Origin of the sequence: Pseudomonas sp. VD-NE ins, assembly GCF_031882575.1 — a bacterium.
In the GTDB taxonomy this organism is placed as follows: domain Bacteria; phylum Pseudomonadota; class Gammaproteobacteria; order Pseudomonadales; family Pseudomonadaceae; genus Aquipseudomonas; species Aquipseudomonas fluorescens_BZ.
This window is the reverse complement of sequence record NZ_CP134772.1, coordinates 6459253-6478542: the sequence shown is the minus strand read 5'-3', so window position 1 is coordinate 6478542 and position 19290 is coordinate 6459253. Positions and strand designations below refer to the sequence as shown.

13 protein-coding genes are annotated in these 19290 nt (G+C 56.2%); all 13 read left to right on the top strand.

The window, feature by feature from the left end; translation table 11 throughout:
* Positions 1 to 12 precede the first annotated feature (12 nt).
* The 13 genes from tssM (at position 13) to RMV17_RS29000 (ending at position 19280) form a co-directional block, all read left to right on the top strand.
* On the top strand, positions 13 to 3552 hold the full coding sequence (tssM, locus tag RMV17_RS29060; protein WP_311884354.1) for a type VI secretion system membrane subunit TssM: 3540 nt from the start codon (positions 13 to 15) through the stop codon (positions 3550 to 3552).
* Positions 3552 to 4280, top strand: coding sequence for a PP2C family protein-serine/threonine phosphatase (locus RMV17_RS29055; RefSeq protein ID WP_007920303.1), 729 nt, complete (start codon positions 3552 to 3554; stop codon positions 4278 to 4280). Before tssM ends, RMV17_RS29055 begins: the two co-directional genes overlap by 1 nt.
* Positions 4277 to 5278, top strand: a complete 1002-nt coding sequence (locus tag RMV17_RS29050; protein WP_311884351.1) for a serine/threonine-protein kinase — start codon at positions 4277 to 4279, stop codon at positions 5276 to 5278. Before RMV17_RS29055 ends, RMV17_RS29050 begins: the two co-directional genes overlap by 4 nt.
* A gap of 28 nt (positions 5279 to 5306) precedes the next feature.
* Complete coding sequence (locus tag RMV17_RS29045) at positions 5307 to 7355, top strand: type VI secretion system tip protein VgrG (protein ID WP_311884349.1); 2049 nt, start codon at positions 5307 to 5309, stop codon at positions 7353 to 7355.
* Positions 7356 to 7553: 198 nt separating this feature from the next.
* Entirely contained in the window at positions 7554 to 10238 is a 2685-nt protein-coding gene (locus tag RMV17_RS29040; RefSeq protein ID WP_311884347.1) for a chitinase, read from the top strand.
* Positions 10239 to 10258: 20 nt separating this feature from the next.
* Positions 10259 to 10762: a hypothetical protein gene (locus RMV17_RS29035; RefSeq protein ID WP_311884345.1), complete on the top strand. Its 504-nt coding sequence runs from the start codon at positions 10259 to 10261 to the stop codon at positions 10760 to 10762.
* A gap of 322 nt (positions 10763 to 11084) precedes the next feature.
* Complete coding sequence (locus RMV17_RS29030) at positions 11085 to 11672, top strand: hypothetical protein (RefSeq protein WP_311884343.1); 588 nt, start codon at positions 11085 to 11087, stop codon at positions 11670 to 11672.
* A gap of 294 nt (positions 11673 to 11966) precedes the next feature.
* On the top strand, positions 11967 to 12896 hold the full coding sequence (locus RMV17_RS29025) for a hypothetical protein (protein WP_311884341.1): 930 nt from the start codon (positions 11967 to 11969) through the stop codon (positions 12894 to 12896).
* Positions 12897 to 12934: 38 nt separating this feature from the next.
* Positions 12935 to 13396 (top strand): XAC2610-related protein, encoded by a 462-nt coding sequence (locus tag RMV17_RS29020; protein ID WP_311884339.1) that lies wholly within the window; start codon positions 12935 to 12937, stop codon positions 13394 to 13396.
* 20 nt (positions 13397 to 13416) lie between these two features.
* Positions 13417 to 14781 (top strand): lysozyme inhibitor LprI family protein, encoded by a 1365-nt coding sequence (locus tag RMV17_RS29015; protein WP_311887099.1) that lies wholly within the window; start codon positions 13417 to 13419, stop codon positions 14779 to 14781.
* A 138-nt stretch (positions 14782 to 14919) separates the two neighbouring features.
* Positions 14920 to 16314, top strand: a complete 1395-nt coding sequence (locus RMV17_RS29010) for a TIGR01777 family oxidoreductase (RefSeq protein ID WP_311884337.1) — start codon at positions 14920 to 14922, stop codon at positions 16312 to 16314.
* A 9-nt stretch (positions 16315 to 16323) separates the two neighbouring features.
* Positions 16324 to 18774: an alpha/beta fold hydrolase gene (locus tag RMV17_RS29005; RefSeq protein WP_311884335.1), complete on the top strand. Its 2451-nt coding sequence runs from the start codon at positions 16324 to 16326 to the stop codon at positions 18772 to 18774.
* Entirely contained in the window at positions 18771 to 19280 is a 510-nt protein-coding gene (locus RMV17_RS29000) for a hypothetical protein (RefSeq protein ID WP_311884333.1), read from the top strand. The genes RMV17_RS29005 and RMV17_RS29000 overlap by 4 nt, the downstream gene beginning before the upstream one ends.
* The last annotated feature ends 10 nt before the right edge of the window (positions 19281 to 19290 follow it).

The window sequence follows — 19290 nt, the reverse complement described above, 5'->3', positions numbered from 1 at the left end:
CAGGGACGTGTGATGAAAAAGTTTTTCAAGAAAGTCGGCGCCTTCCTGCGCCAGACCTGGGTCTGGACCTTGCTGCTGGTGCTGTTCGTGGCGCTGCTGGTGTGGTTCGTCGGCCCGTTGTTGGCGGTTGATGACTACAAGTTCTGGGAGAGTGCGACCGCGCGCTTGCTGACCATCGCTGTGCTGTTCCTGATCTGGGGCCTGACCATGGTCTTCGTCAGCTGGCGCAGCGGTATCCGCAAGAAAGCCGAAGAAGAAAGCGAGGACGGCCAGGACCGCATTCGCCGCGAAGAGCTGATCGACGAAGAGCAGAAGGAGTTGAAGGCGCGCTTCAAAGACGCGCTGAAAACCCTCAAGACCTCGAGCCTGTATCGCGGCCGCAGCGAGCGCTGGCGCAGTGACTTGCCGTGGTACCTGCTGATCGGTCCGCAGGCTTCCGGCAAGACCAGCCTGCTGGACTTCTCCGGTCTGGAATTCCCGATCAACAAGATCGACCGCAAGCTGACCCGCGACACCCTCGGCACCCGTCATTGCGACTGGTACTTCGCCGACCACGGTGTGCTGATCGACACCGCCGGGCGTTACACCACGCAACCGGATGTCGAAGTCGACGGCGGTGCCTGGACGACGTTGCTGGAGTTGCTGCGCAAGCGTCGTCGCGGGCGTCCGTTGAACGGCGTGCTGGTGACCATTCCGGTGGAAACCCTGCTCGGCGGCAGTGAGCAGGACATCGACACCCTTGCGCGCCAGATTCGCGGCCGTCTGCAAGACGTGCATCAGAAACTGCACGTCGACGTGCCGGTGTATCTGGTCCTGAGCAAGGCTGACAAGCTGCTCGGCTTCGACGAGTTCTTCGATCAACTGACCCGCGAAGAAAGCGATCAAGTGCTCGGCACCAGTTTCCGCAAGGATCAGGTCGGCACCGACGTCGCTGTGCTGCGCAACGAGTTCGAAGAACTGCTGCGTCGCCTCAACAGCCAAGTGATCATGCGCATGCACTCCGAGCGCGATACCCAGCGCCGTGGCCGCATCCTCGACTTCCCGCATCAACTGGGGCAGATCGGCGAGCGTCTGTGCCTGTTCGTCGACATGGCGTTCACCGGCAACCGTTATCAGCGTGCCACGCAACTGCGTGGTTTCTACCTGACCAGCGCACCGCACCTGACTCAAGAGATGGACTCGACCACCGCCGGCATCGGTGCCAGCCTCGGCTTGAATGCCGGTGTGCTGCCGACCCTGCGCAGCGGTCGTTCGCGGTTTATCCATCACTTGTTCAGCCAAGTGATTTTCCCGGAATCCGATTTGGCCGGTCTGGACAAGCGCGAACGAAGCCGTATTCATTGGGGCCAACGTGCGTTGTACGTCGGCGCACTGGCGGCCCTGGCACTGTTCGGCATGCTCTGGGCGGGCGGTTTCTCGGCCAACTACGAGCGTCTGGAAAACCTGCGCAATCTGGCGCAGAACTGGACGCAGCAGCGCACGGCATTGTCGCCGCGTGATGACGCCATGGGCGTGCTGAAAACCCTCGACACCAGCTACGCCGCGACGCAGGTGTTCCCGAAGAAGGGCGACGTTTCGTACCACGAACGTGGTGGTCTGTATCAGGGCGAAGACGTCAATCCAGTGGTCAAAGAGGCTTACGAGCGCGAGCTTGAAAAGCAACTGCTGCCACGGGTTGCGACCATGCTCGAAGGGCAGATCCGCGCCAACATGAAGGACCGCGACCGTCTGCTCAACAGCCTGCGCGCGTACCTGATGTTGAACATGAAGGATCGTCGCGATGCCGCGTGGCTCAAGGACTGGGTCGCCACTGACTGGTCGACGCGCTACACCGGCAACACCGCGGTGCAGAACGGTTTGAGCGCGCATCTGGAGCGTTTGCTGAAGCAGCCGTTTATCTACCCGCTGAACGACCAACTGGTCACTCAGGCGCGTCAGGTCTTGCGCAGCGAATCGCTGGCCACCGTGGTTTACCGCATGCTCCGCGAGCAGGCGCGCAACCTGCCGGACTACCGCTTCAGCCAACACCTCGGCCCACAAGGCTCGCTGTTTATCGGCACCGAATACGTGATCCCGGGCTTCTACACGCAAACCGGTTATCAGCAGTATTTCTCGGTACAGGGTTCGGCGCTGGTCACCGATATCCTGCGTGACAACTGGGTGCTCGGCGAAGGTGCGGGCATCAGCGACATGGACTTGCGTCGCCTGATGGTCGAGCTGGAGCAGTTGTACTTCCGCGACTACGCCAACTACTGGAGCGAAGCGGTTGGCCAGGTTGCCCTGCCGCCGATCAGCGACGCCGGTGAAGGCGCCGAACAACTGGCGGGCCTGACCTCGGCCAACTCGCCGGTGCTCGCATTGCTCACCGAAGTGCGCGAGAACACGCGCTTCCAGGCGGCTGCAGATCCTGTCGAAGAAGCTGGCGACGCTGCTGATGCGCTGGCCGGGCAGAAAGGCAAACTGGGTAAAGTCGGCAAACTGGCGTCTGCCGTGGCGGACAAGGCTTCGGCCCTGAACGTGGCGAAGACCCTGCCGGACACCGCGAAGAAGTCGCTGCAACGCCGCTTCGAACCGCTGCATCGTTTGCTCGATGACAACAACGGCCCGGCGGCGGACCTGACGCCTGCGCTGAGCGCGCTCAACGACCTGCAACTGCAACTGGCCGGTCTGGCCCGTTCCAGCACACCAGAACAAGCCGCGTTCGAAATGGCGAAAACCCGCATGAGCGGCCAGCGTGATGCGCTGACCAACCTGCGCAATGCGTCTAGCCGTCTGCCGCGTCCGCTCAGCGTGTGGTTCAACGTGCTGGCCGAAGACTCGTGGCGTCTGGTGCTTAACGATGCTTACCAATACCTGAACGGCCGTTATCAAAACGAGCTGTACAGCGTGTATGGCAAAACCATCAGCAAGCGTTATCCGTTCAGCGCCAGCAGCACCAGCGACGTGGCGATCAGCGATTTCCGCGAGTTCTTCCGCGCGCAAGGCACCGTCGACCGCTTCTTCGACAGCTACCTGCGTCCGTTCGTCAGCGGCGATCCGGGCAACTACCGCATGCGCAGCGTCGACGGTCACAGCCTGCCGGTGTCGAAAATGTATCTGGACCAGATGGCGGCGGCGCTGACGATTCGTCAGAGCTTCTTCTCGATCAACCCGGCCGAGCCGACCGTGCAGTTCAAACTGGAGCCGTACACCCTCGATCCGGCGGTCAGCCGTTCCGAGTTCAAGTTCGGCGACAAGACCATGGAATATCGCCACGGTCCGATCCTGCCAATGTCGTTCAAGTGGCCGACCGATGCTGAAGACGGTCGCACCAGTCTGGTCATGGACAAAATGGCCGGGCGTCCGATCGGCATCGAGAAGAACTCCGGCCCGTGGTCGCTGTTCCGTCTGTTCGACCTGATGCAGACCGAGTACCTGAGCGGTCGCGACGTGCTGGTGCTGAAAGCCGATGTAGGTGGCCTGCGCGCCAACTACCTGCTGACCAGCCAGCGCACGCCGAACCCGTTCGACATGGGCGTACTGCGCACCTTCCGTATGCCGGTGCAGCTCTGATGCTGGTGGCCAGTGCCTGGCGCAGCGCGGCGCGTACCGACCCGGGCAAGGTGCGGGCGCGCAACGAAGATGCCTTCCTCGACTCGCCACAGCAGGGGCTGTGGGTGGTCGCGGACGGCATGGGCGGTCATCAGGGTGGCGACATTGCCAGCCAGTTGATCGTCGCCAGCCTGGCTGAACTGCCGCAACACGAGGACTTCGACGAACGCCTCAAAGCCATCCGCCAGTGCCTGCACTGGCTGAACCGGCGTTTGGGGCAGGAGTTGACGGTCACCGCCGGACGTCACGACAGCATCATGGGCAGCACCGTCGTGGCGCTGCTGGTGGAAGGCAATCGCGCGGCCTGCATCTGGGCCGGTGATAGCCGTTGTTACATGTGGCGTGGGCAGCGGCTGTATCAGCTGTCCAAGGACCATTCGCTGCAACAGCAATTGATCGACGAGCAGCAAATGAGCGTCGAACAAGCGGCAGCGCACCCGGCGGCTCAGGCGTTGACCCGAGCCGTCGGCGCCGCCGAAACACTGACCCTGGATGTCCTCGAACTTGAGGTTTATCCGGGCGATGCGTTTTTGCTCTGCAGCGATGGTTTGTATCAGGGCCTGAGCAGCGATGCCCTCGGCAACGCCCTCAGCCTCAGCGCGCCGCACGTGGCGCTGGAACGTTTGTTCGACGGCGCCCTGCGTGGCGCCGCGCGCGACAACCTGACAGCCGTGGTGATCCGCCAATGACTGAAATCGAATCCTCAGTCGATGACTTGCTGATGAGCGAAGAACAGGCCAACAACCTGACCTACTTCGCCTTCGCCAAGGAGAACAAGGCAGAACCTTTGCTGGCGCCAACCAAGGCCAGCATCGGTGCACTGCCGGATGTACTCGCCGGTCGCTACCACCTCGAGCGACTGCTCGGGGCCGGTGGCATGGGCGCCGTTTACCGGGCGCGGGATCTGCTGCACGAACAGTTCGGTGATCCCGATCCTTACATTGCGCTGAAAATCCTCAGCGAAGAATTTGCCGAATCGCCGGACGCCAGTGCCTTGCTCTACAGCGAGTTCGCTCTGACCCGACGCCTGCGCCACGACAACGTCGTGCGTGCACACACCTTTGAAGTCGACACCGACTGCCAGCGGGCCTTCATCACCATGGAATACATGCGTGGCCTGACCCTGGACAAATTGCTCTGCGAGCGGCCCCTCGGCCTGCCGTGGCACGAACTGCGCGACATCGTCCTGCCGCTGCTCGACACGCTGGCCTACGCCCACGGTCGCGGCGTGCTGCACGGTGACCTGAAACCGAGCAACGTTATGCTCAGCGAAGACGGCCTGCGCCTGTTCGACTTCGGCCTCGGTCAGGCAGAGGAGGGCATCTTGCCCGGCCTGCCACACCTGAGCCGCGAACGCTTCAACGCCTGGACCCCGGGCTACGCCGCCCCCGAACTGCTTGAGGGCCAACCGTTGTCGGCCAGCGCGGACGTGTACGGCGTGGCCTGCGTGATCTACGAACTGGCGGGCGGTAAACACCCGTTTCGCCGCTTGCCCTCGACTCAGGCCCGCGACGAGCACCTGGAGCGCGAACTGCAAGCACCGGCGAATTTACCGAAAAACGGCTGGCCAGCGCTGCGAACCGCGCTGAGCTTCGACCCGGCAGCACGCAGCATCACTGCCCAACAATTGCGTGACGCCTTGGGCGCCACTTCGTCCTGGCTGCAACGTCTGCGACTTCGGGCGTAACGGATGACATTCGAACAGGGAGCACTTTATGTTCAACCCAGCTAACGAAACCCACTTCAGCCTCAAGGTCGAAGACTACGTCGGCGACCTGCAAGTGCTGTCGTTCACCGGCACCGAAGGCATCAGCCAGCCGTTTCGTTTCGACCTCGAACTGGTCAGCGAAAACCCTGATCTGGACCTCGAACAACTGCTGCACAAGCAGGCGTTTCTGGCGTTCGATCCGCAAGGCTCCGGCATCCACGGGCAGATCTACCGCGTCGCCCAAGGCGATGCCGGCAAGCGCCTGACCCGCTACAAAGTGTCGATGGTGCCGCAACTGCAATACCTGCATCACCGCACCAACCAGCGCATCTACCAGCAGATGTCAGCGCCGAAAATCATCGCGCTGATCCTCGAAGAACACGGCATCAAGGGCAACGCCTACAGCTTCCAGCTCAGCCAGCCGTGCCCGGATCGCGACTACTGCGTGCAATACGACGAAACCGACCTGCACTTCGTCCAGCGCCTGTGCGAAGAGGAAGGCATTCACTACCACTTCCAGCACAGCGAAAAAGCCCACCTGCTGGTGTTCGGCGACGACCAGACCGTGTTCCCCGACCTCGGCCAGCCAACCGCGTACGTACAAGGCAGCGGCATGGTCGCCGAAGAAACGGTGATCAAAGGCTTCAAACTGCGCCTGGAAACCCGCACCAGCCGTACCACGCGCCGCGATTACGACTTCGAAAAACCGCGCCTGCAAATGGAAGCCGCCTACAAACCCGAAGGCGCTCTCGATAGCAAAGACGCCGAACCAGATCTCGAAGACTACGACTACCCCGGCCGCTTCATCGACCGCGCGCGCGGCAAGTTCCTCAGCCAGCGCGCCCTCGAACGCCACCGCGCCGACTACCGCCAGGCCGAAGGTCGCGGCGACCAGACCAAACTGGTCAGCGGCCACTTCATGGCGATGTCCGACCACCCGCGCAGCGAGTGGAACGACCTGTGGCTGCTCACCGAAATCTTTCACGAAGGCAAGCAGCCGCAAGTCCTCGAAGAAGGCGTAACCAGCGACACCACCGACAACAAGGACGACTTTCACCAAGGCTACCGCAACACCTTCCTCGCCACCCCGTGGGACGTGTTCTACCGCCCCGCCCTCGAACACCCGAAACCACGCGTCCTCGGCAGCCAGACCGCCATGGTCACCGGCCCCAAAGGCGAAGAAATCCACTGCGACCAGTACGGCCGCATCAAAGTGCAATTCCACTGGGACCGCGAAGGCCTCGCCGACGACAAAACCAGCTGCTGGCTGCGCGTCTCCAGCTCCTGGGCCGGCGACCGCTACGGCGCCATCAGCATCCCGCGCATCGGCATGGAAGTCCTCGTCACCTTCCTCGAAGGCGACCCCGACCAGCCCCTCGTCACCGGCTGCCTGTACCACAAGGAAAACCCGGTGCCGTATGCCTTGCCGGCGAACAAGACTCGCAGCGTGTTCAAAACGCTCAGCTCACCGGGTGGCGGTGGGTACAACGAACTGCGCATCGAAGACAAGAAAGGTGCGGAGCAGATCTACATTCATGCCCAGCGGGATTGGGATGAAAACGTTGAGCATGACCAGAAGATTCGGGTCGGTAATGAACGTCACGACACAGTGGTGAAGAACACCTACACCGAGCTGAAAGCCGAGGAACACCGCACCACGATTTCCGATCGCAAGATTGAAGCGAAGCTGGATGATCACCTCACGATTGGGCAGAACCAGCATGTGAAGCTGGGGACTGCGCAACTGACCAGCGTGGGGAAAGAAATTCACCTCAAGGCTGGGGACAAGATTGTTATTGAGGCGGGGACAGAGCTGACCATTCTTGGGGGTGGGAGCTTTATCAAGCTCGATGGCGGTGGGGTGACGGTGGTTGGGCCGGTGATCAAGATCAACGCCGGTGGCTCGGCTGGTTCCGGCACCGGGATCGGGATTAAACCGCCGGTGCTGCCGGGGGCGGCGGATAAGGATAAGGCGGGGAGTTTGATGGATCAGGCGTTGGCGAATTCGCCGCCTGAGAAGGTTAAGCCGAAGGCTTTTTTTGTGTTTTCTGAGTAAAAGACATGAATCGTGCTTTTGAGAAAAAATTGATTATAGGAATGCCAACTGCATCTGTCCCGGTTAGCATGTTTTTTGGTCGAGCTAAAGTGCGATTGAAAATGACAACTTTAACTGCGAAGTCATCAAGTCCGATGGTCGCCAAACAGGAATGGGTTGAGTCAAAGAGCTCGACTGTAAGCTTGCAGGAAGCAAAGAATGACTGACTCCTCGACCCAAAGCACAACTCCGGAAATAATCGTTCCGACGATTAAGTTTGAGTTTCCCATAAGAAAGTCCGATGGGAAGCAGTTTAAAGATGCCGAAGAGATTTATCAGGCTATCGGAACTGAGACGTCAGGGCACTATTTACTGGGAAATAACAAATTCTGGCATGGTGGAATCCATATTAGTGACCTAAGTGCGCCTCAATGTGTACTGCAGGAACCTGTGCGCTGTATTGCTGATGGTGAAGTTGTCGCTTATCGCTTGAGCAAGGATTACTTGACATCAACCTTCGGTGAGGGCGAGGGCTCTAAGTCTCTGAGGTATACTAATTCTTTCTGTTTGGTGCGTCACGAATATCATTCACCACCAAATACCGAAGAAGGCGCGAATAAAGGTAAACAGAACAAGCTGACATTTTACAGCTTGTACATGCATTTATTACCGTTTGATCGGTATCCATTGTCACCTGAAGAAGCGCCTAATCAAAGAATCAAAATGATCGCCGGTGGTTTTACTGCGCGTAGCGACGCTAAGGGTGAACCTGGTTGCCATACTTATGGAGCAATCGCTGCAGGCACAGAGTTTGAGATTCTCGAAAAAAAGGGAACAGTTGAGGTTTATGCCAAGGGCAAAATTCTTAAGGGAAGTGTGGCAGGCCGCTCTGTGGGTCAGGAGGCTTGGTTTGCCTACAAAAAAAATGGTGAGGTATATCCTCGAACAACAACTGGTGGCGCCATTGCAGGACCAAGTTGGTTCGAAGTTTTACCTCCGCAGCGAGAAAAACCGAATTATTGGCACGGCAAAGTAAAGGCGACAGTAGGGCCACAACCTTTACCGATATACAGCGCTCCGGCAATACAAGCCAACGGGCAAAATGCGGGGCCACCAGTTGGCTCTATAGCATTGGTAGCTACAAGTGTTGTTACTTTCGACAGCGAGAAAGTTGTCAACCTGAATATCGCTGGAGAGACTAGGCGCATGGCCGAATGCACGCTAATTAGCGGCGGCCCCGGAGGGGGCGGAGCGGTGCCGCCAACGTTTTGGGCTTGCGTCGAAAATGAGCTTCCATCGCCAGCGATGCGCTGGGATACAGTGACTCCCGTTGATGAGGCTTTTGAGAAAGTCGTCATTACTAGTATCGGTATCAAGGCAGGAAATCCTATTGGTTACTTAGGCCTGATGGAAAATCTTCTTGATGAGAGCGGTGAGGCAACTCGCAAGCACCAGGTTCATATCGAGGTCTTCACAACAGATCAAAAATTGGAAGAGTTTTTAAAAAATCCAGCTGGGTTGGCCACTGGGAAGAAATTTTTGCGATTGTCCGCTAATAAAACTTTGTTAAAAAAGCCTCCCCAGACGGGAGTTGTGGAGTTGGTTTCGGACCATGCCATTGAACTGAGTAAAGTTCCAATATTCAAAAATCCAGATGAATGGTATGAGCCAAAGGTTGAAGAGGATGGCCAAAGTAAAACAGGCCTAATCGCAAAAGGCGAAGCGGAGATAATCTCTCAGCACGATTGGGAAAAGCTTGGCTTTCGGATTGTAAAGGAGTCGAGTGCTGTCGCAGATGGCTTCCTTGATCCAGATGATATGCCAGAATTTTTTAAAGGCCTATACAGTGACCTAGATAGGCTTGGAAACGCAGACGGGAAAGTTACACCAGAGGATTTTCCTAAGGCATTGCAAAATGCTGAGCTTAGGTCTCATTGGTCAAAGCTTATTGCCTATCATCCAACTGAGTGGAAGGACACGTCCGGCGAGGCGAAGTGGGGTAGATTGCCGCAGATTTTGGAAGGCTCACCAAAGACGCTCGCCCATGAGAAGACACGTATCGATAAATTGGTGTTCTGGAGTGAACTGTCTGGTAAGGCAGAGGTTCCTGCTGATGGACTTGTTTGGCATTTTCATCCGATAGGGTTTATTGAATATATCAAGGTGAAGCCAAAGTTTGAGTTTACTTTGGATATGATGAAAAAGATCTACCCCGGACTTGGCCCGTCGAAATATGTAGATCTTCAGGCGATAGCTGATGAACTCAACGCTAATATTGATTTCTTTAAGCTTGATACACCACTGCGCAGGAGTCATTTTTTTGCACAGGTAATGCAAGAGACAGGGCCGTCACTTAGTGTGGAGGAAAGTTTTTTGTGGAAGGCTACCTCTCTGATAGCGACATTCTCGTATTTCACGAATAATCCAAGTGCGGCTCATGCTTTAGGCTATCAAACTACAAAGCCGATAAAGGCTGATGGAACCGCGGTGACGGCGGCAGATTATAGAGAGGTCGCTAATCGGGCATATGGTGGTCGGGATGATTTGGGGAATGGCGATTATGCAACTGGCGACGGATGGAAGTTTCGTGGTCGAGGGCTAAAACAGCTAACGGGTAGGGATAACTATAGTAAATTTACTATCTGGTATAGAAATAATTTAAGCAGATGGCCAGGCGATGATAAAGATTTCGTGGAATCGCCTGATTTATTGTTGCAGATGAAATATGCTGTCCGCTCGGCATGCTATTTTTGGGTAGGTCGCGAGTTGCATTTAAGAGCGGATAATGGACCGACAGATGCAGTAGTTGATTTAATTACAAATATTGTGAATATGAATACGAATAGTCGGCAAGCAAGAAAGGATAATTTTCAGAAAATATGGCAGGGAGAATACTTTAAGTGAGTGTGTATAAAGGATGTGATATGTTTAACGCAAGCAGTCTCAGGGCTTTAGTTGTAGTTTTGATTTTAAGTTTTTTTACGTCTTCAGCTATCGCAGGGGAAGAAGGTGAGATTACGCTTTGCGAGTCGCAGGAAGATGTTTACTTTAGTTGTCCAGTCACGGGCGGGAAAATAGTCTCGGTCTGCGCTCTAAAAAACCATGACCCAAATTCAGGGTATGTTCAATATAGATATGGTGTACCTGGCAAGCTAGAACTGGTGTATCCAAAGAGTAAGTTACCTCCAGCGGGGCGTTTCTATGTAGTAAATGCCTCTGAGGGTAGCGCAAATTTAAATACAATTAAGTTTTATAGTGGGCGATATACTTATTTTGTTGCGCAAGCGTTTACGAGTTATTTGACCGTGCTAAAAGATGGTGAGCTTATTCTTAGAAGGTCGTGCGAGGAAGGTGGCTACGCGTTCATTAATTGGAACGCCTTGAAAGGTATCGAGGCGCTTCCGAAAAGTGCTGAAGATTTCAAGTAGTGGTAAAGATATGAAACGGTCAGATTCATTTATTAGCTGAGCTAGAGATGGATCTGGCCTTTTTAGATGGTAGGTAAAAGTCGGACGTGCGCATGCGATTAAAGTTGGAACTGGATTCTTACTTGGGCTGTTATGGGCGGCTTTGGCCCAAGCTGAGCTAATCACTTTCAGTCCAACTCTTGGCACTGAAGGAAGCTGATGTTGGATATATTGTTCGCGTTTCCGATCAAAAGCGATGAGGGTGAAATGGGGACAGACCACGGTTTTAGTAATTACCCGAAAAACGTGGTCTGTTCCATTCTTTCCTCAAAAGGATATAAAGTTGAAAAAATATTTAACTCTATTTAATCGGCATTTTATTCCGTTTGTAGCTTTTGGCTTCGTAGCGTCCAATGTGTTTGCGGATGCCGCACCCACAATAGGTGAATTCCATCCTACGGTGGTAGCCTCTTTGGGCGAAGAAAAGATCGCTGTATTTTTTTTGAAAAATAGTCTGAAGGCGATAGCTAAAGAAGAGCATGTTGCCGATGCTGAGATATATTACTCATCATTGAACTCCGGTAAACCCTCTCTAAACTATGTTTGGAAGGTTGAGGGGGATCAGATCGCTTCTGTATTTTTCTACGAGTGGAAGTCCCCTGCGAGAGCCGGAAAGTCTATGTTTGTGTTGACAAAAAGAAAATTGTCGAACTCGGCATTTGACGGTTTTGCTTATTCGGTAATGGAGTTCCCAATAAGGAGAGATGGTGGAAGTGTATCCTTGCTTCATTTTAGTGGCGATTTGCCTGACCCAGCTCTAGATAATTGTATGGAGGGGGCAGATCTGGTAATGGGAAATAAAGTGGTCTGTGCTTATAAAGATGCGGCGAGCATTAAAAATTACTTTAGCTTGCAGGACAAAAAGCATTAAAAGTTGTGTGCGCGGCAATAGAGAAAACGGGGCGGTTCATTTTTAGCTGAGTCCGTCCCGTGTATCCTCTTGCGGTGTTACTTCCTGCTTCACCGCCATCTAGTCTTCCAGATGATCCAGCGCATACGTCACCACATTGGCAATTTAAGTCAGGTGGTAAAGGGGGCGGATTTATTTATCTGTTTGTTTTATCGTTGAGCCCAAATAAATCTGTCCCCTTTGTTGTCCATTTTTATTTTCAGCGGCTAAACAATACGCCGAACCGCGCATAGTTGCACTTGAGGGGACCTTAGAATGAGGGTGGTAGCTTTTTTAGTTTTCGCGCTCATGGCGTCAGTGGTCAATGCGAGTTCTAGCTGCGAGGCTGACCTGAATGGGGATGGAATCTGCGATTCGTATGGTGTTAGCCCACTTGAGGATGACGGTACGATTTCGCTAATTACTATAGATGTTGGTGGGGGTAACAAGTCAGTTTCGGGGGTTTTTGAACTTGGAGACGGTGGGTTATCTGTAGGTTATCTACCAGGTGAGTTTTCGTTGTTGCTGGATTTTTATACTCGTAATACTGATCTTAAGCAGTATAGTTTTAAATGGGAATCTGCGCGGAAAGACTGGGTTCTCTATAAAAAATCTACTTGGGCGGAACCTAGTAGAGATGAAAAATATACCCTGGGTGGTGAGAGGGTACCAGTTGAAGCACTATTTCCGCAGAAGTTTAATGTCCAGCGTGTGGCGTGTTGCACCCTGTTTTCTCAGTTCTCCGAAAATGGGCCCGATTTTAGCTATTTGAGTAATGAGGATCAGCTTGCAGAAATCAGGAAAGACTTCAAATATATTCTTGGTAAGCTTCCTCAGGGCGAAAAAGGAGAATTATTTTATGGGCTCGATGATAGCGGTAACAAGGTAAGGAGGAGTATTCCTCAAGAGCTGGTGTATGAGCTAATTTTGATAATTTCCAATGATAATGTCGGGCCTCTAAATGACTATGCTTATTATTTGTATCGTAGCAAAAACAATGTTTTAGCTGCTTTGCTTTTGAGGGGAATTCATAAAAAGTTTCCGGAGAGAGTCGTTGCAACATTGAATTTGGCAGATGCTTATTGGGATATCGGAATGAAGTCCGACGCATGTCCGCTTTATAAGGAATACATCGCTAAAATGACAATGAACGGAAAGGGTGAACGTATTCCGCAGGCAGCGAAATCTCGAGAAAACTGCAATTGAGACGAGCCGCGTTTCACGGGGAGGAGTAGGGCGAGCACATGCAATTCAAAACTCTAGCGGTATCTCTGCTCGGCCTGATGTGGACAATCTCGGCGTTGGCCGAAACCACCACGTTCAGTCCAACCAAAGACGTCGACGCGACGCTGATTCTCGAAGGCTCCAAGCTGAACATCGCGGTTAAAAGCGAAACGCACAGCGAGTCGCGAACAATCGATTTTGAAGCCGAAAACGAACTCCACATGCAGTTCGACGATTTCAATTTCGACGGCGCCAAGGATTTCGCGATCTGGCAGCTCGATGACGGCATGGGCACTTACCACTACTACCGGGTGTTCATTTACCAAGTCAAAACCGGCGCCTTCGAAGAGTTACAGCCGGACTGCGGCGATGGCTTCGTTAACCTGCGCGTCGACAAAAAGCGTAAAGCGTTGCTCAGCACCTACTGGGAAATGAACATACCCAAGCAATGCATCACCCGATTCACCAAACGCAAAACCTGAATGACTCAAGGATGAACACCGTGAAACGTTTTGTTTTTACCCTGCTGGCCGTGCTACTGCCGGCTTCAGCTGCCTATGCGCAGGACGACTGCAGCAATGTCACCTCAAGTCTGGAAATGGTGCCCTGCTCGGAGGCGGCGAAGAAGGCTGCCGATGCGCAATTGAACGTCAGCTACAAGCAGTTGATGACGCGGCTTGAGTCTGACTATCGAACAGATCCGGCGTTGGGCGCGGAGTACGCGGCGAAGGTCAAGGAGTCGCAACGTGCGTGGTTGAAGTTGCGCGATGCGAACTGCCCTTTGGAAGCATTCGAAATCGAGACTGGGATGCCGGCGCATGTGGTCGCCGTTAACTCGTGCATCGCCAGAATGAGTCGCGAGCGCTCGGCGTATCTGGACAAGATTGTCCCTGCGCTTGCATCCGATAAGAGCGCTTCGACGGCTCCCACCAGCGACGCTTGCCCCTCGGAGGAGTTCGCGCCTTTCCTGACAGCGTTTTCCGCCAACAGCGAATCACAACGCCGTCTCACTGCGATGACGGTCAAATCGCTGGTGTTGAAACCGATAGCAGGAAAGGATCGAAGTACCTTTGAGCCTTCGACTTCGGGTGTCAGTGGAACTACGTTCACCTACCCGCTGATGGCTGCAATCACACCCGGCAAGACACCTGGAGTTGAAATCCAAGAGGTCGACGACAGTCACGTCAACGTGGTGGATAAAAGAGCAGGCAACAGCAATGTCAAAATCTTCAACTTCTCTCGTCAGGCGTGCTGGGTGCTTGAGGGGATTGAGGATTGGTCGATCAGTGAGAAGGATCTTGTCGCAACAGATAACCCGGGAATGAGCCGCGCCGAGAACTTCTGTTATCAGCGTGCCGAAGCGCTTGGTGGGCTGGGGTTTCTTGAGCAATACCCGCTGACTGTGGAGTTGATTGAAGCGTCCCTGGAAAATTTCGTGTGTGCTGCAGAGTCAGGTGATGCACAGGCGAGCCTGTCGGCGGCAAGCCTAAGCCTTTCGCAGATGGCGTCTCAGTTGGAAACCCCGAAGGTTGAGGCGCTGTTCAAAGCGGCCTCGAAAATACCGAGTGGCGCGTTGGCCTATGCCACGTTTCTTTGTTCAGGAAACTCCACTGACTATAACGGCCCTTGCCTCCATCCCGAGCAGGCAAAAGAGCAGGTTATTCGTGCTATTTCCATGGGCTCCGCTGATGCGATGAATTATCTGGCCTCGACCTTTGAAGGTGGTGAGTTTGGAACGAAGGATATGTCCCGGGCGTTAGCCTGTTATCAAATGGCGGCTGACAAAGGTAATCAGTTGGGCATCTTCAACGTGGGGCGATTGGGATCGCAGGGCGCTGAACCGATCAAGGCCAGTCACTGCATCTGAAATGCTGGGTCATGTCTGATGCGTTTTCGCAGTCGTTGGGTCTGAATCCGTCCGGTAAAACGTTTAGTTTTTGAGCATCTGACGACTGCGATTTTCCTTTAAACTCCCAGCCCCCAAGGAATGCGCTCAGGACACGGAATGCCAGCCCCCTCGAACTCCCTTCGCCCAGCGTTAGTGCTCTGGCTATACGCCGCCGCAGTCGTGCACATTCTCGCCGGACTCACCCTGACCTGGGCCGGTCATTCCGGATTACTCGACGGCTACCTGCACAATCTCGAACTCGCATTCTGGGGTGCCGATGCGGTACCCGCCGCCGGCCACGAACAACAAGTCTGGTGGCTCGCGCTGTTCGGCGCGACGCTGCAAAGTTATTCGCTGTACATGCTCGCGTTGGTGCACCTAGGCAATCGCTTGAAAGCCCCGGCAGTGTGGGGCTGGTTGAGCGCCGGCATCCTGTTATGGGCGCCGCAGGACATGTGGCTCTCAGCGCAACAACAGGTCTGGTCGCACCTGTGGCTCGACGGCTTTGCATTGCTGGTGTTGTTGCCGCCGTTGTTCTGGCTTTATCGGCATGACCGCCGAAAGTCTCCTGCAGTAAAGACTCCGAGCCAATCCAACCCGTTTGCCGACAGCGCTTTCAAGCGCGTGCTGATCACCGGCGGCACCGGGTTCATCGGTAAAGCCTTGGTCAATCAATTACTCGACGCGGGCCATTCGGTTAGCGTACTGACGCGCGATCCGTTGAGCGCGGCCAATCTATTCAACGGCCGCGTCCACTGCGTGCATTCGCTCAGCGAACTCAGCCACGACGAAGCCTTCGACGTAGTGATCAATCTCGCCGGAGCACCCGTCGCCGGCCTACGCTGGACTCCCAAACGTCAGGCGCAACTGCTCGCCAGCCGAGTCGGCACCACCGAAGCGTTGATGACCTGGCTGAAGAACACCAAGCACAAACCAACGCTGTGGATTCAAGCCTCGGCCATCGGTTTCTACGGCGTGCGCGATGCCAGCGAAAGCCTCGACGAACACGCCAGCAAGGGCGACGGCTTCATGGCCGAACTCTGTGCGCGCTGGGAAGCCGCCGCGCAACCAGCCACGGAATTTGGCGTGCGTCAGGTGGTGCTGCGTCTTGGCGTGGTCTTCGGCCCCGGCGGTGCGTTGACGCCGTTGCTGATGCCGTTCCGCCTGGGTTTCGGCGGGCGGATGGGTGACGGTCGGCAAATCATGAGCTGGGTGCATCGCGATGATGTGCTTCAGGTGATCGCGCGGGCGTTCAACGACGACACTCTGCGCGGGACCTACAACATGGTCGCGCCGGAAACGGTCAGTCAGGCCGCGTTCGCCGAGCAGGCCGGCAAGGTCCTCAAGCGTCCGGTGTGGTTGCACATTCCCGCCGCGCCAGTGCGTGCAATGGCGGGGGAGATGGCGCAGCTGTTCTTCGACGGTCAGCGCGTGGTGCCGCAGCGTTTGACCGAGGCTGGCTACACGTTCCGCTATCCAACCCTCGACGCCGCTCTGCGCGATCTGACCTGAGTGCCGCTCATGAGCAAGCCGTTGATGTATCTGCTGGCCGGCAACGGCAGCGCTGCCGATTGGTGGGATGACGCGCTGCCGCACTTTCAGCGCTACGACGTGGTGCCGCTGGAGTTGCCGGGCTTCGGCGCCAATCCGCTGCCACCCTGCGAGGATCTGGCGGACTACGCGCAGACCTTGTTGGCGATGACGCAGAAGGGCAGCGCGATCATGGCAGTCGGGGTCAATGCGTTGCTGGTGCTGCACGCGTTGCAGCGTCGGCCCGGGCACTTTTCGCGCAGTGTTCTGTTGGCGCCGGTTGGGGCATTTTTGTGGCAGCGTCGCTTGCCGGCATTGATGTCGCCGCTGCCGATCCGCAAGACCATCCACTGGCTGCTGTCGAACAAACCCACGCTGTTCGCGCGCAAGTTTTCCAACCAGACCTGGACGCCCGCGCAGTACCAGCGCATGGGCGCCGGCTATGCGCGCTGCCGTGCGTTTGTGCCGCACTGGGATCTGATTCGCGCCGATACCGCGTTGCCACTGCTGGAGTGGATCACCGATCCGGTCGAGCTGGTTTGGGGCGATCAGGACGCGGTGCTCGGCATCGAGCAAGCGGCGGCGTGGTCGGCGATTCTCGCCCGTGCTGATCTGACCATCAGCCTCAAACCCGGTTGGGGTCATTACCCGTGGATCGACTCGCCCGCGCAGTTCGCGCAGTGGCTGGAGTCCGGCGAGCGCGGATTTGTTGCGCACACCAAGGGTGGGCGTTTGCGCCTGGCTGAACTGGCGCGGCAAGCGGTGCCGGCGGCGCTGACGCTCAACGATTGTGCCGATCCGCGTCTGCCGGCATTTCTCGCCGCCCAACCTGATGTGACCTGGGCGGTGCGCTCCTCCAGTTATGGCGAGGATCAGGCCGATTCGGCGAATGCCGGTTTGAGCACCACCTATCTGCGCGAGCCGTCCGCCAATGTGCCGAAACGCATCGCCGAACTGACGGCCGGAGGCGTCGAGGAAGTGGTGGTGCAGCGCTTCATCACGCCGCTAGTTTCCGGGATCGCGTTCGTGCGCCATCTCTCGGTAGAACTGGAGTGGGTTGAAGGGCATCTCGAATCGCTGGCCGACGGTCACGTCAGCCCCTCACGGGCAACGCTTTCGCGGCTCGGCGATGCGTGGCGCAGCGGCACGTTCACGCCGTCCCACGGTTTGACCGAAGACCTGCTCTGGCGCTTTCTGCAAGACGTGCTGCGCGTGTTCCACTACGTGCCCGGCGACGTCGAATGGGCCTGGGATGGCGCGCAATTGTGGTTGCTGCAATACCGGCCGATCAGCGACTACGGCTGGCGCCGGCACCTGACTGCCGCCAATATCGCCGAGATCTTGCCACCGCAGCCGAGCGTATTTGTGGAATACGCTCAGCGCCGCGCGGCAGTGAGTATCCCGGCGATCATGGCGCGTTGGGATGCGCGGGTGTTGCAGGACAACGAGCCGTTCACCGCAGTGTTCGGCGGCGCGTCCTACATCAACAATGATCTGTTCCTCGCCCGGTTGGCCGACTGGGGCATCAGCGCCAGCAACTACGCCGGTGAAGTTGGCGGGGCGACTCCGCATCTGCCGTGGCAACCGCTGAAGATGCTGCGTTCGTTGCCGCTGTTTTTGCGTATGCAACGCAAGGCTCGCGGGCATTTGCTGAACCTTGAAAATGGTTTGCAGCGCTTCGAACGGGAGCTGGCCGAACTTGTCGCCCAAGGTGCCGATGGCCAACAACTCGCGGACTGGTTCACCCGGTTTTACGTGTTCGTGGTGCAAGGCAATCTGTGCATTGCCACGGCGCTGGCCAGCAGTGGCGGTGATTGGCTGGGTCGCCCGCCGACCGCTTACGACAACCTTGAAAACAGTCCGCATCGATTGCCGTGGGAAACCGATCCGGCTACACCTCGACCCGCATCGAGCGAACTGCCGCTACAGCCATTCCCGCAATGGTCAGGGCTGATCCGCCTCGCCCATTCGAGCGGCCTGCCGGGCTTGCGTGGCTACTACCTGCAAGTGCGCGAGTGGTATCGCGACAACCTCATGCGCATCTTCTTCCGCCTGCACCACGCCATGCCGCTGGCGGATCGCGAGCACTGGTTTGCACCGCACCCCGATGTGCGCACCCGCGACGGCAGCTTCTGGCAGGACGGTCGCGAAGGTGCGGAACAGGCCACCGGGTTCATGATTTATCCGGGGCAGGTGCAAGGCATCCTCGGCACCGACATTCTGCTCGAAGACACCCTCGATCCGGGGCGACACGCGCACTATCAAGCGGCGCGGGCGGTGATTGCGCGGATGGGTGGGCGCTTGTCGCATGGCTCGACGTTGTTGCGCGAGTTGCGTAAGCCTTCGGCGGTGATGCCGCAGGTTGATCCGGCGTGGATGGGGTGTGAGGTGTTGTATCGGGATGGCGAGTTGCAATTGATTAATTCGAAGGATACGAAGTGAAACGATTGCTGGTGTTATGTGTGAGCTGGTTGCCGATAGCGGTTATGGCGGCAGATGTTTGCAATCAGGAAGCTGACTCAAAATATTTCTTATCGCAATGGTCGCAGAGCAGTGAACATCCGGAAGACATACTTTCCAGTCTCGATGGAAAAGAATTTTCTATCGATCCGGGCCACGTGGTTTTTCGCGGCGATCTAAATGGCGATGGCATCGAAGACTTCATCTTCAATTCCCGCGTCGGCATTGGCTCATCAATGGATAGCACATTTGCCTTCCTGATCCAGTGCCGTGGTTATTTGAGGTATTCGGGCGGCGATTACTTCGCCGGGGTCAAAGTTCTGGACGGCCCACCCAAGGGGGGAGGTGAGTTCAAGGACATCGAGATCTACTCCTACATCAGGGACAGGCGCGGGCGGATTCGCTACAAGGGTGAAAAGGCCATGACCCGACCCCATCTGTGGCAATTCGACCCGCAGACACAGCGTTACGAAGGGCAGGCTGAGTAAGCCGACGGTC